Origin of the sequence: Pseudomonas sp. B21-047, from assembly GCF_024748775.1 — a bacterium.
GTDB classification, from domain to species: domain Bacteria; phylum Pseudomonadota; class Gammaproteobacteria; order Pseudomonadales; family Pseudomonadaceae; genus Aquipseudomonas; species Aquipseudomonas capeferrum.
The window spans coordinates 1,572,119-1,584,841 of the sequence record NZ_CP087169.1 but is presented as its reverse complement, the minus strand read 5'-3'; the positions used below and the strand labels follow the sequence as shown (position 1 = coordinate 1,584,841).

General features: G+C 60.4%; 10 protein-coding genes and 1 pseudogene. 4 read left to right on the top strand and 7 right to left on the bottom strand.

Translation table 11 applies throughout. The features are described 5' to 3' along the window. Together rpmF and LOY26_RS07250 are read right to left on the bottom strand one after the other, a co-directional pair. A complete protein-coding gene (rpmF, locus tag LOY26_RS07255) occupies window positions 1–183 on the bottom strand; it encodes a 50S ribosomal protein L32 (RefSeq protein WP_016485486.1) in 183 nt (60 codons plus the stop codon). 13 nt (window positions 184–196) lie between these two features. Further along, the gene (locus LOY26_RS07250) at window positions 197–724 is read right to left on the bottom strand and encodes a YceD family protein (RefSeq protein ID WP_077068576.1); all 528 of its coding nucleotides are present in this window, start codon (window positions 722–724) and stop codon (window positions 197–199) included. A gap of 95 nt (window positions 725–819) precedes the next feature. Between LOY26_RS07250 and LOY26_RS07245 the strand changes: the two genes are divergently transcribed. Next, entirely contained in the window at window positions 820–1,398 is a 579-nt protein-coding gene (locus tag LOY26_RS07245) for a nucleoside triphosphate pyrophosphatase (RefSeq protein WP_186653800.1), read from the top strand. Window positions 1,399–1,479: 81 nt separating this feature from the next. On the opposite strand, the gene LOY26_RS07240 is transcribed toward LOY26_RS07245, so the two are convergent. The 3 genes from LOY26_RS07240 to rluC are packed head-to-tail and all read right to left on the bottom strand — an operon-like array spanning window position 1,480 to window position 4,112. Further along, window positions 1,480–2,469, bottom strand: coding sequence for a S49 family peptidase (locus tag LOY26_RS07240; protein ID WP_258714534.1), 990 nt, complete (start codon window positions 2,467–2,469; stop codon window positions 1,480–1,482). Window positions 2,470–2,492: 23 nt separating this feature from the next. Then, a complete protein-coding gene (locus LOY26_RS07235; protein ID WP_186653794.1) occupies window positions 2,493–3,152 on the bottom strand; it encodes an HAD family hydrolase in 660 nt (219 codons plus the stop codon). A gap of 3 nt (window positions 3,153–3,155) precedes the next feature. Then, window positions 3,156–4,112, bottom strand: coding sequence for a 23S rRNA pseudouridine(955/2504/2580) synthase RluC (gene rluC, locus LOY26_RS07230; protein WP_033700578.1), 957 nt, complete (start codon window positions 4,110–4,112; stop codon window positions 3,156–3,158). Window positions 4,113–4,912: 800 nt separating this feature from the next. Here rluC and rne point away from each other — a divergent pair. Next, window positions 4,913–8,140 carry a ribonuclease E gene (gene rne / locus LOY26_RS07225; RefSeq protein ID WP_258714533.1) on the top strand — a complete coding sequence of 1,076 codons (3,228 nt, stop codon included), beginning with the start codon at window positions 4,913–4,915 and terminating at the stop codon, window positions 8,138–8,140. Between the two features lie 157 nt (window positions 8,141–8,297). Here the strand turns inward: rne and LOY26_RS07220 are convergent, their stop codons facing one another. Further along, window positions 8,298–9,710 (bottom strand): DUF1254 domain-containing protein, encoded by a 1,413-nt coding sequence (locus LOY26_RS07220; RefSeq protein WP_258714532.1) that lies wholly within the window; start codon window positions 9,708–9,710, stop codon window positions 8,298–8,300. A gap of 223 nt (window positions 9,711–9,933) precedes the next feature. Here LOY26_RS07220 and LOY26_RS07215 point away from each other — a divergent pair, with 223 nt between their 5' ends. Continuing rightward, complete coding sequence (locus LOY26_RS07215; protein WP_186653786.1) at window positions 9,934–11,229, top strand: OmpP1/FadL family transporter; 1,296 nt, start codon at window positions 9,934–9,936, stop codon at window positions 11,227–11,229. 23 nt (window positions 11,230–11,252) lie between these two features. On the opposite strand, the gene LOY26_RS07210 is transcribed toward LOY26_RS07215, so the two are convergent. Next, entirely contained in the window at window positions 11,253–12,008 is a 756-nt protein-coding gene (locus LOY26_RS07210; RefSeq protein WP_408980768.1) for a transporter, read from the bottom strand. Window positions 12,009–12,273: 265 nt separating this feature from the next. On the opposite strand from LOY26_RS07210, the pseudogene LOY26_RS07205 reads away from it, so the two are divergent. Beyond that, a pseudogene (locus LOY26_RS07205) lies at window positions 12,274–12,699 on the top strand (DUF1214 domain-containing protein); the annotation flags it as partial. Window positions 12,700–12,723: the final 24 nt, after the last annotated feature.

Here is a 12,723-nt window from a genome sequence, read left to right as displayed (position 1 = left end):
TTACTCGTCAGCGCCCTTGTCGATCACTTTGCGACCACGGTATACGCCTTCTGGCGATACGTGGTGGCGCAGGTGAATTTCACCGGTGGTCTTCTCTACCGACAGCGCGTTTTCCGACAGGGCGTCGTGCGAACGGCGCATGTCACGGGCAGAGCGGGATTTTTTGTTCTGCTGAACAGCCATAATTGATTAACTCCTAAACGTTTGGGTCACGCTTTAACTGCGCCAAAACACTGAACGGGTTGGACCGCGATACCTCGTCCTTGCTCGAATCGGGCTCGTCTGCGCCCGCCGGCTGCTGGCATTCTTCCGGATGATGAGCAGGCACGATTGGCAAGGCGAGCAGAAGCTCCTCCTCGATAAACGCCTGCAGATCCAATGGATCTTCGCCCAGTTCCAGCACGTCATAGCCTTTCGGCAACGACTGGGTATTCGCACCCTCCTTTACCACGGCGTAAGTACATTCGCTGTGGATCGGCAGGGTGACCAGCTCAAGACAACGCTGGCAAACCATCTTGACCTCGACGTCAAGCTCGCTGTGGATAACCACCACGTGCTGTTCATCTCGTTCAAAATTTAACTTCGCCTGCACCGTACCGACATTGTCGGAAAGCGGGTCGCAGAGTCTTTCCAAATCAGCGAGTTGCAGCGAACCGTTAAGGGTTACGCCACGATCGGCTAATTTGCGCGGGTCAACGTGAGGTGGAATCGGGTCATTCAACATAGGCGCAGCATTCTAGGGATGGCCCCCGCCCCTGTCAAAGGAAATTCGGCGGCAAATCGCGTGATAGGATGAGTACAACAGATCAGGAGTCTACCATGCTGCCCTTATTACTGGCTTCCAGTTCACCTTACAGACGCGAACTGCTCGCCCGCCTGCGCCTGCCCTTCACCTGGGAAAGCCCCGATATAGACGAGCAGCGCCTGGGTGACGAGCCTGCCGTGGAGCTGGTACGGCGCCTGGCCAAACAAAAGGCCGAGGCACTGGCGGGCAGCCACCCCGGGCACCTGATCATCGGCTCGGACCAGGTGGCCGTGCTGGGCGAACAGATCCTTGGCAAGCCCTTGAGCTTCGAGCGGGCCTGCGAGCAGCTGCTGGAGGCCAGCGGGCAGCAGGTCACCTTCCTGACCGGGCTGGCGCTACTCAATAGCGCTACAGGGCAATGCCAGGTCGATTGCGTGCCGTTTACGGTGACGATGCGGGAACTGAGCCGGGAGCGCGTGGAGCGCTACGTGGCTGCGGAACAGCCGCTGGATTGCGCAGGGAGCTTCAAGGCCGAAGGGCTGGGGGTGAGTTTGTTTCAAAGCACGCATGGGTGCGATGCGACCAGCCTGGTCGGGCTGCCGCTGATTCGGCTGGTGGACATGCTGACCAAGGAAGGGGTGGTGGTTCCGTAGTTCGATCCAGCACCATGAGATCGAGCGGTGCTCGACCTCATGGGTACTGCAAAGGGGTGCCACACAACCAACGGCCAACCCTCAGCGCAAAGACGGCCCCTGGAACCCCATGTACATCGCCAGATGCTCAGCCACACTGGCGCCGATCCGCTTGGAGAACCGGTCAAACGGCGATTCCTGAACCGTGAAATCCACCAATTCCTTCTCGCCGACAATCTCCCGCGCCACATAGCTGGCACTGCCCAAGCCATCCACCAAGCCAAGCGCCTTGGCCTGCTCGCCCGACCAGATCAGCCCACTGAACAGCTCCGGGTGCTCCTTGTCCTTCAGCCGATCACCCCGCCCCTGCTTGACCATGGCGATGAACTGCTGGTGCGTGGTATTCAGCACGCCCTGCCAGAACGCCCGCTCATCAGGCTTCTCTGGCGAGAACGGATCAAGGAAGGCCTTGTGCTCACCTGCGGTATAGGTGCGCCGCTCGACCCCCAGCTTCTCCATCGAGCCGACAAACCCGTAACCCGCCGCCGTCACCCCAATGGAGCCAACCAGGCTGGCCTTGTCGGCATAGATCTCATCCGCCGCACTGGCGATGTAATAGGCACCGGAAGCCCCCAGGTCGGTGATCACTGCATACAGCTTGATCGCCGGGTACTCGGCACGCAGCCGGCGAATCTCATCATAGACATAGCCCGCCTGCACCGGGCTGCCACCCGGGCTGTTGATCCGCAACACCACGGCTTTGGTCTTGGCGTCCTTGAACGCCTCACGCAGGCTCTTGACGAGGTTGTCGGCACTGGCCGCCTCCTGATCGGCAATCACGCCGCGCACCTCGATCAATGCCGTATGGCTGGCGCTGCGCGAGGCGGCCTTGTCCATGTCCATCACCGGCGTGAACAAGACCAGCATGCCAAACAGGTAAACAAAGGTCAGCAGCTTGAAGAAAATCCCCCAGCGCCGTGCGCGGCGCTGCTCCTGAACACTCGCCAGCAGGGTTTTTTCCAACAGCTTCCAGCTCTTGCGCTCTTCGCGCTCCTCGGGTTCGGACTCTGGGGCTTTCCATTCGTCTGCCATGCTCACCTGCCTTGGAAGTGAAATTACGCGGAACCGACCAGCCACTCACGCAACTGGGAGAAATGATCGATGCACACCTGCGGGCCGAACTCGGCCAGTGCCTGCAGCGACATCGCGCCATAGCCGACAGCCACCGAGTGCATGCCCGCATTGCTGGCCATCTGCAGATCAAACGCCGAATCACCGACCATCAACGCGCGCCCAGGCTCGACACCGCAATGGCTGAGAATCTCCTCGAGCATCAGCGGGTGTGGCTTGCCACGGGTCTCGTCGGCGGCGCGGGTGATATCGAAGAACTGCTCCCAGCCATTGGCCTTGAGCACCCGATCCAGGCCTCGACGGGCCTTGCCAGTTGCTACCGCCAAGCGGTAACCCTCGGCACGGAAGGCATCCAGCGACTCGACCACACCCTCGAACAACGGCGACGGCTTTTGATCAAGCGCCGTGTAGATGTCGGCATAGTGCTGCCGAAAACGCTCGAGCTGCACGGGTGTCAGGTGCGGATACAGCGTATGGATCGCCTCGCCCAGGGCCAGGCCGATGATGCCCTTGACCGCATCATCGTGACTCGGCGCCTCACCGGCGCGCTCGGCGGCAGCGTTCATGGCCTCGACGATGCGCCCGATGGAGTCGGCCAAGGTGCCGTCCCAGTCGAAGATCAGCAGCTCATAAGACTTTTTCATCGCTCAGGACGCACTCAAACGCTCTACAGTCTTGGCCCACACTTCATCCACCGGCGCCTCCAGCTTGAGCTCGCCACCGTCAGGCAGTGGCACGGTCAGGGCATAGGCATGCAGGAACAGGCGCTTGCCACCCAGCTCGCGAATCTCGCGACTGAAGTCTTCGTCGCCGTACTTGCTGTCGCCGGCGATCATGTGCCCGGCATGCAAGGTGTGCACGCGGATCTGGTGGGTACGGCCGGTGATCGGACGCGCTTCGACAATGGTGGCGAACTCACCGAAACGGCGCAGCACGCGGAACAGGGTCAGCGCCTCCTTGCCCTCCTCGTTGACCTCGACCATGCGCTCGCCAGAGCGCAGGTTGCTTTTGAGCAACGGCGCATTGACCTGCTTCTTCGCGGTCGGCCAGTGGCCACGCACCAACGCCATGTAGCGCTTGTCGACACCGTCGCCGCGCAGGGCGGCATGCAGGTGGCGCAGCATGCTGCGCTTCTTGGCGATCATCAGCAGGCCGGACGTGTCGCGGTCCAGGCGATGCACCAGCTCAAGCTCCTTGGCATCCGGACGCAGCTGACGCAACGCCTCGATCACCCCGAAACTCAGGCCACTGCCGCCATGCACGGCGATACCCGCCGGCTTGTTCATCACGATGAGCGCCTTGTCTTCGTAGACAATCGCCGCTTCAAGGCGCTGCAGCAGCCCCTGGGCTACGGGCGCAGGTGCATCACGCTCAGGCAAGCGGACGGGCGGTACCCGTACGATATCGCCAGCCTGAATTTTGTATTCAGGCTTGACGCGCCCTTTGTTGACCCGCACCTCACCCTTGCGCAGGATGCGGTAAACCAAGGTCTTGGGCACGCCCTTGAGCGCCGTGATGAGGAAATTGTCGATGCGTTGGCCGGCAAGCTCCGGCGCGACTTCGATCAGCTGAACGCCGGAAGTCGGAGGGGTATTGGTCGTCATCAAGGGATCATAACAATTTTTTATGGAATTGAAGCACTTAATCATTGCTGCTATAGTCGCGAACGCCGCCAAAAGCGGCAGGCCAGCGGCACCAGGCTCTTCGCCGGTCCCTGACCTTCGCAATTCTCCAGGACGCGAGGCCGTCCTACGGGGTTTTCGCCAGTTTACCGAATTGCCTGGAATCGCCACCAGCGCTGTGTAGAGAAGACTGAAAAAAAACGACAAGTGCGGTGTTTCACCTGCTTACCCGCTTCTTTTCGCTGCACCTCTGCCCGCCCCGACGTTTGCACGCAACGCACGGCGAATGCTTCGGAAATACCTGCCTTGGACATGAATGGCGCCAGCGCTCAACCTGCGCTGGCGAAAAATGCAACCCGTTGCGGATTCAGCGCGCGGCAGCACCCGAATTATCAGGGATACGTGCAGGGTGGAGATGCACAGCCCTCGGACCGTGTAGCACCGCGTCCGGCCACCGGCCCACTGAAATGGCCGGCGAGCGGATAAGGTCCTGAAACAGATGCCTCCGGGCGTCCACGGCTGAAGGTTGATTCCTCCTCCTGACTGAGTGCACTTGGCCCGCTGGGTTGATTCGGATACCTATTCGAAAGCCACAAGGGCCTGGTAGGCACCGCAGCAAACAGGACGCGTCGTCGTGACAACGGCAGGCTGGGCAACCGGCTGGTGCCGAACGTCGCTCGACACGGGGGTGGCCCGCCACCCTTTGCGCACCTTGGCACCGACCATGAGACGTCGTGTGTGCCGAACGCCGTTTCCGGCAGCCCGGAAACCGACGGTACAACATGAAAAGAATGCTGATTAACGCAACTCAACCCGAAGAGTTGCGTGTAGCCCTGGTGGACGGCCAACGCCTCTACGACCTGGACATCGAGTCCGGCGCGCGTGAGCAGAAAAAGGCCAACATCTACAAAGGCAAGATCACCCGCATCGAACCTAGCCTCGAAGCCGCCTTCGTCGACTTCGGCTCCGAACGTCACGGCTTCCTGCCGCTGAAAGAAATCTCCCGCGAGTACTTCAAGAAGTCCCCCGAAGGCCGCGTCAACATCAAAGACGTCCTCAGCGAAGGCCAGGAAGTCATCGTCCAGGTCGAGAAGGAAGAGCGCGGCAACAAAGGCGCCGCCCTCACCACCTTCATCAGCCTGGCCGGTCGCTACCTGGTGCTGATGCCCAACAACCCACGCGCTGGTGGCATCTCTCGCCGCATCGAAGGCGAAGAGCGCAACGAACTGCGCGAAGCCCTGAACGGCCTGACCGTGCCGGGCGACATGGGCCTGATCGTGCGCACTGCCGGCCTTGGCCGCAGCAGCGAAGAAATGCAGTGGGACCTCGACTACCTGCTGCAGCTGTGGACCGCCATCAAGGAAGCCTCCCTTGACCGCGCTGCGCCATTCCTGATCTACCAGGAAAGCAACGTCATCATCCGCGCCATCCGCGACTACCTGCGTCAGGACATCGGCGAAGTGCTGATCGACAGCATCGACGCCCAGGAAGAAGCCCTGACCTTCATCCGCCAGGTGATGCCGCAGTACGCCAGCAAGGTCAAGCTGTACGAAGACAGCGTGCCACTGTTCAACCGCTTCCAGATCGAAAGCCAGATCGAAACCGCCTTCCAGCGTGTCGTCGACCTGCCGTCCGGCGGCTCGATCGTGATCGACCCGACCGAGGCCCTGGTTTCCATCGACATCAACTCGGCGCGCGCCACCAAAGGCAGCGACATCGAGGAAACCGCCCTGCAGACCAACCTGGAAGCGGCCGAGGAAATCGCCCGCCAACTGCGTCTGCGCGACATCGGCGGCCTGATCGTCATCGACTTCATCGACATGACCCCGGCCAAGAACCAGCGCGCCGTTGAAGAGCGTGTGCGTGAGTGCCTCGAAGCCGACCGTGCCCGCGTGCAAGTGGGTCGCATCTCGCGCTTCGGCCTGCTGGAAATGTCCCGTCAGCGCCTGCGCCCATCGCTGGGCGAAAGCAGCGGCATCGTCTGCCCACGCTGCTCGGGCACCGGCATCATCCGTGATGTCGAATCGCTGTCGCTGGCCATTCTGCGCCTGATCGAAGAAGAAGCCCTGAAAGACCGCACCGCCGAAGTGCGCGCCCAGGTGCCGATCCCGGTCGCCGCGTTCCTGCTCAACGAGAAACGCAACTCGATCACCAAGATCGAACTGCGCACCCGCGCACGCATCATCATCCTGCCGAACGATCACCTGGAAACCCCGCACTTCGAAGTCCAGCGCCTGCGCGATGACAACCCGGAAGTGCTGAACAACCAGTCCAGCTACGAGATCGCCGCCACCGAGACCGAAGAAGCGACGCCGGTACCCGCCGCCACGCGCACCCTGGTTCGCCAGGAGGCTGCGGTCAAGACCGCCCCGGCCCGCACCAGTGCGCCGGTGCCGAGCGCTGTCGAAGAGCCTCAGCAGCCCGCCGCACCGGTAGCCCCAGCGCCAAGCGCCCCAGAGCCGAGCCTGTTCAAAGGCCTGGTCAAGTCGCTGGTCAGCCTGTTCGCCGGCAAGGACGAACCGGTCGCCGCACCGGCCGTCACGGCCGAAAAACCAGCCGCTGATCGCACGCCACGCAACGAAGAACGCCGTAACGGCCGCCAGCAGAGCCGCAACCGCAATGGCCGCCGCGACGAAGAGCGCAAACCACGCGAAGAGCGTGCCGAGCGCGCCCCGCGTGAAGAGCGCCAGCCTCGCGAAGAACGCGCGCCGCGTGAAGAACGTGCCCCGCGTGAAGAACGCGCACCTCGCGAAGAGCGCCAACCACGCCAGCCACGCGAAGACCGTCGTGGCAACCGCGAAGAGCGCCCGGTACGCGAACTGCGCGAGCCACTGGAGGCCTCGCCGGCACCGGTTGCACGCGAAGAGCGTCAGCCACGTGAAGAGCGTGTAGCCCGTGAAGAACGTGCACCACGTGAGGAACGTGCACCGCGTGAAGAACGTGCCCCTCGTGAGGAACGCGCACCGCGTGAAGAGCGTGCCCCTCGCGAAGAACGTGCACCGCGTGAAGAGCGTGCCCCTCGTGAAGAACGCGCCCCACGCGAAGAGCGTGCCCCGCGCCCGCCGCGTGAAGAGCGCCAGCCACGTGCCACCGAAGAAGCGGCCGAGCAGGCTGCTGAGCTTGCCGAAGAGCAACTGCCGAACGATGAACTGCTGCAGGACGAGCAGGAAGGCGCAGATGGCGAGCGTCCACGTCGCCGTTCCCGCGGCCAGCGTCGTCGCAGCAACCGTCGCGAGCGTCAGCGCAATGCCAACGGTGAGCTGATCGAAGGCAGTGAAGACGAAGGCAGCGAAGAGCAGCCACAACAGCACCAGGCCACCGAGCTGGGTGCCGAACTGGCCGCCGGCCTGGCCGTCACCGCAGCTGTTGCCAGCAGCAACATCAGCGCCGATGCCGAAGCGCAAGCCAACCAGCAGGCCGAGCGCGCCACCGCCGAAGTCGTCGAAACCGACAACAGCGAAGCCGCCAAACCGTCCGAGCAGGTCGAAGCTGTTGCACAGGCCGAGGAAGCCGCTGTTGCCCCTGTGGTTGAGCAACCGCTCAGCGAGCCTGTCGCCGTGGTCGAGGCCAGCGCCGAGCCCGTGGTCGAAGTCACGCCGCAGCCAGTTGTCGAAGCGGCCCCTGCCGCTGAAGCGGTGGTCGTTGCCGAAGCGCCTGTCGAAGCCCCAGTCGAAGCCCCAGTCGAAGCGCCAGCAGTTGAAGCCGGCGAAATCGAGCAGGCGCCGGTAGTCGTTGAAGAAGCCGTGGTTGCCGAGCAGGCTGCCGTGGTTGTCGAAGCGCAACCCGAAGTGGTCGTGGAGCCAGCGCCAGTTGTTGTCGAGCCTGCACCGGTCGAAGCACCTGCCGTGGTTGAAGCTGCTACCGTCATGCTGGCCAACGGCCGCGCGCCGAACGACCCACGTGAAGTCCGTCGCCGCAAGCGTGAAGCTGAAGCTGCTGCCAAGGCCGCGCAGGAAGCTGCAGAGCCGGCCCTGGAAACCGCTGATGAGCACAAGCCTCATCACGGTTGATGCCAACGGCTGAATGAAAAAGCCCCGCCAGTGCGAACTGGCGGGGCTTTTTCTTGCCTAGTGGCCTGGTGGCTGCGCGTTTTCAACAGAATCGGCCAATAGTGGACGGCTAAGCCCAAGCTATTGGCCGACGGTTAGGACAGGACGTCCCAGGTACTCAATTGACCTTGTTCAGCTGTGGAAGCTGCCACTTGCCCGAGAGAGCCTCCTCTGAAGGTTGATACAGACGTAACATCACGTAGAAACCGCCTTCGGGTGCCGGTAACCAGTTGGCGGCATTCTCTCCCTGCGGTTTTTTGTGGGAGATCGGAATGGTAATTGAACCGTCCGCCGCGACTTTCAAACCCTTTGTATCGGGACCGACCTTGTAGCGACTGATCTCGTTGTCGACCAACATTTTGTCGCTAGCGTTGTACATGGTCAGCGACCAGAACGCATTCACCGGCGGTGCAGAGGCCAGTTTTATTTCATATTGGTTGGCCCCTGTGAGTGGTTGATTCTGGCTATCGGTGAAGCGCAACGGATACATCGCTTCACGCTCACCCTGGCCTCCCAGATAGGGGCCAGCCACCATGGCGCGTAGCGGGTAGTTGAAGCCAAAGCTGTCAAGACCGGTCACCCAGTTCCAGCCATTGCGCACTTCCGACGTGCTCGCCAGCGACGCGATCGCCACGTAGGGGGCATCTTTCAAACCTTGCTCTAGACCTTTGCGATTGGCCGGATTCAGCTTATCGGGTGAAAAGCCTTTTTCCGTCAGGCCGATGCGGGCGAATTGGGCAAACAATGCTGCGTCGGCAGGCTTGACCGGGTTGTCCTTGAGCGCCGACGCCAGTTCGATGAAGAAACCCAGCGGGTCGTCGCCCGTCTGCGGCAATGCAGGCAATGCCCCATCCTTGTTCGACTTGCCACTCAACGGCACGACACTGAACTGTTTCTGCAAGGCGAGGATCGGCGCGACATCTTCACCCTGCTTGACGTGAATGCGCCCCCACAGCCAGATTTTTTTGGTCGAGACGTCGAGGCGCTTCGCGTCCTTTGGCAACTCGCCCTTCCAGTCCGGTGGCACCAGGACATATTTGCCGGCCTTGGTGCCAGTAGTGCGTCGTCCGACATAGTGCTCAAGTTCTTGCCACATGTTGAATACATCGACCACGTAATAGCGGTCATCGGTATCGGGCACGCTCAAGACATAGGGCTCGGTTAGATCCAGCACCGCGCTCATGTAGTAGGTGTCATTGTTGGCGGTGGGCATGTCCTTGGCGGACGGCGACGCCAGCGCGGTTGCCCAGCCAATCTGGTTAAGGCCGGCGCGATAGCTGGTGTCTGGTTTTGGCGAAGGAACGGTAATGTATTCCCGTGCCACTCTTTCCATGCGCACCAGCGGATAACCCCAGTTGTAAGCCGAGATCGCCAGGCTATAGCCATCAGCTTGCATTCCCTTTTCCACCACGTCAGGTGTTGCGGGCGTGGTCAGCAGTAAATCCGGCGTGCTGGCTTGCGCGTGCATCGCGCTGCCGAGCGCAACACACAAGGGCAGAACACAAGACAACCAATGGCGTGATGAAATCATGGTGAGCGTCCTTTCACGTGCAGGTGCGACGGACACAAGCCGTCTCTAAGATCGACCTGAGACTGAATACCGTGTGAACCCTAGGCGCGCTCTTACCGTCCGTCAAACCTGCGTCCACCGCCAGTGATCGCATTTCTACGATTCATGACTAAGCTTCAAAACTTCGTTAAGTCATCTTGGATGGCGATACGCAGTGCCCGCCGAGTTCGTAAAGGGAAGCGCGATGAATACACTCAACCTCAGCCGCCAACGTCTTGCACACTCAATCATTTTCGGCCTTGGTCTGCTTGCTGGCGACGCCTGGGCGGGCGGAATTCTGGTTTATGAAACCGGTCAGGAAGGTAACGGCCTGGCCAACGCGGGCGCCGCTGCATTGGCCAGCGATCCCAGTGTTCTCATGAGCAACCCGGCGGGTATCACCGAGCTGCAAGGAACCCAGGTCAGCGCCAATGCCCAGGTAATTCTTGGCCACATGCGCTTTTCCCGCGACAGTAACAATCAGTTCGACGGCAACGAAGGGGGCAACGCCCTGCAATACTTGCCCGGTTCCAGTCTGTTCATCAGTCATCAAATCGACGAGCGCTCAGCGGTCGGTTTTGGCATGTACGGTAACTTTGGACTCGCACTGAATTACGACGACGACTGGGCTGGCCGCTATTTCAATCAAGAGGCCGCAATTATCGGCGTGTCGTTTCAGCCCACCCTGGCGCACAAATTCACCGATGATCTGTCCATCGGTATAGGGCCGCGCATCATGTTCGCCTACTACCGTAACGAGATGGCCATCAACAACAACTTGCTCGGACTGCGTGACAGTCCCGACGGGCAACTGGAGTACAAAGACACTGATGTCGGAACCGGGGTGAATCTGGGGCTGCTGTACCGACTGAACGCGCGGACGCAGATTGGTTTGGCCTACACCAGCAAGATCGATCTGGAATTCAAGGACAGCCCCAGTGTGAACAAGGTCAGTAATCCACTAATCAACGCCGCGTTGAGCAGACTCGACGTGAATGATCTCGACTTGGATATGGCGGTGCCACAGACCGCTCTCATCAGCGTCGCACATGAATTGAATTCGCAATGGAAGCTACTCGGCAGCCTCGGCTGGCAAGACTGGAGTGAGTTTGGCAGCATCGGCATAGACGTCGACGTAAGCGCTACCGATGTCAGCCGAACCGTTGACCGCAAATACAAAGACACCTGGCACGCCTCGATTGGCACCCAATACCAGGCCACCCAAAAATTACGCTGGAGCATGGGCATCGGTTACGACAGCTCAGCAGTCGATGATAAGGATCGTACGGTTGACAACCCCATGGGGGAAGCCTGGCGACTGGCTACTGGAGTCAACTACCAAATCGATGAAGGGCTGGATTTGCACGCAGCCTATACCCTGGTTTGGCTCGGCGATATGGACGTCGAACAAACGAAAGCACGCTCGGGTGATACGCTTTCGGGTACTTACCGCAATGCGGCCTTACATATCATTGGTGGCGGTGCGACCTGGCGCTTCTGAATGCTGATCGCTTCGCCTCTGTCTCAGCGTGGAAACAACAACGTTACGGCGAAGCGAACCCCCCAGCCCTGTGGGCCATCATCCGGGCTGTCGAGCCAGTATCGCGGCCCAGCCTGTACCGTCAGTGGGTGCCCTGAGATCTTCAACAATTGCGTGACCGTGAGATTGATCGGCACCGACCATTCGCGTGACTGCCAGTTGTAGGTCGATTCCGTATTGACCCCATACGTGGTGAGCGTGCTGGTGGTGTAGGAAAGAAAAGGCTGTAGGAAGGTCTGGTTGACCTTTTCCTTGTCGTCCGGCGGGCTGCCCTCCAGCCCCCAGATATGGTTGGCAAGTATTCCGTGAGTCCAGCCATTGGCCTGTTTAAGCGCAACGGCGGTCGGGCCGATGCCCCACTGTTCACTACCGAGCAATTCATCACTACCGGTGGGAACCAACAACGCCGGGCCGACACCGAGTATCCAGCCACTTTCCGTAGGCTCTTTGGGCGAGAAGAAAAAGCTCTGGGTGATATCGCCGACACCCGACTTGTCCGCCGCACCGTTGGGTGCCAGGCCGTGTTGATCAATAATCGGCAGGATGGTGCGCGAAATCAGGTTCCAGTCATCGTTGAGGGTAAATGGCAGCACTGGCTGAATATTGGTCACGCTGTGCATGCCTTCCCCGCTCGGCCCCATTTTCTGATCCCAGTTGTATTGCACCGGCAAGCTGTACATGGCTGCCACGGGATTGAGGGCTTTTTTCGCCAATTCTGCCGAATCTTCAGCCTGGGCCATGGGTACAACGCACAGCGACGCGAACAGTGCCGAACGGGTGTAACTCCAATGTTTTTCCAGATCCATCACTCATCCCCTGAAATCGACTAAGCAGGGATGAGCGTAGGCAACGGCGATCAATGTGCAAAATTCACCAGCGTTGGAGCCTTTCCGCGATATGGTCTAAGGTCGTGTCTCTACGCATGGCAGCTTACCATCGCTGAGGTTCGATAACCTGCCCAAAGACAAGTTCTATTGGCCGGATCGCCACTATGCTTCGCTGTTGATGACGGATGAAAACAAGCGTTTCTCCTTTGAGTACGCCGACAGTATTGATCTGATCGGTCGGGCGGCGGAGTACTTCTGGTGTACCTATATGCCGAAGGCATTGAGCGACTCACCGGCAACCCAATACCTGATGGCCATGTCCGATAAAAACGGCAAACCCTTTGAGCCTGGCAAGACCTACAAGATCAGCGTCCCCGCCAACATGCCGGTCAAACAGTTCTGGGCATTGACCGTTTATAACCGTGACACCATGTCGTTCATCTACAGCGATACCAATCGCACGACACTGTCCTCCTATGACCTGGACGCGATGAAGAAAAATGCGGACGGCAGCGTCACGATTTACATCGGCCCCAAAGCGCCTGCCGGGCTTGCCAGCAACTGGATTCCCACCGCCGGGAAGCGGCCGCTACCGGCTATGCGCTTTTATGGCGGCACTACGGCCCGC

Excerpts from the sequence above, each read along its gene's own strand:
- LOY26_RS07250 (WP_077068576.1), bottom strand. The coding sequence starts at position 724 with ATGTTGAATGACCCGATTCCACCTCACGTTGACCCGCGCAAATTAGCC.
- LOY26_RS07245 (WP_186653800.1), top strand. The coding sequence starts at position 820 with ATGCTGCCCTTATTACTGGCTTCCAGTTCACCTTACAGACGCGAACTG.
- rluC (WP_033700578.1), bottom strand. The coding sequence starts at position 4,112 with ATGACGACCAATACCCCTCCGACTTCCGGCGTTCAGCTGATCGAAGTC.
- rne (WP_258714533.1), top strand. The coding sequence starts at position 4,913 with ATGAAAAGAATGCTGATTAACGCAACTCAACCCGAAGAGTTGCGTGTA.
- rpmF (WP_016485486.1), bottom strand. The coding sequence starts at position 183 with ATGGCTGTTCAGCAGAACAAAAAATCCCGCTCTGCCCGTGACATGCGC.
- LOY26_RS07235 (WP_186653794.1), bottom strand. The coding sequence starts at position 3,152 with ATGAAAAAGTCTTATGAGCTGCTGATCTTCGACTGGGACGGCACCTTG.
- LOY26_RS07220 (WP_258714532.1), bottom strand. The coding sequence starts at position 9,710 with ATGATTTCATCACGCCATTGGTTGTCTTGTGTTCTGCCCTTGTGTGTT.
- LOY26_RS07240 (WP_258714534.1), bottom strand. The coding sequence starts at position 2,469 with ATGGCAGACGAATGGAAAGCCCCAGAGTCCGAACCCGAGGAGCGCGAA.
- LOY26_RS07215 (WP_186653786.1), top strand. The coding sequence starts at position 9,934 with ATGAATACACTCAACCTCAGCCGCCAACGTCTTGCACACTCAATCATT.
- LOY26_RS07210 (WP_408980768.1), bottom strand. The coding sequence starts at position 12,008 with ATGGCCCAGGCTGAAGATTCGGCAGAATTGGCGAAAAAAGCCCTCAAT.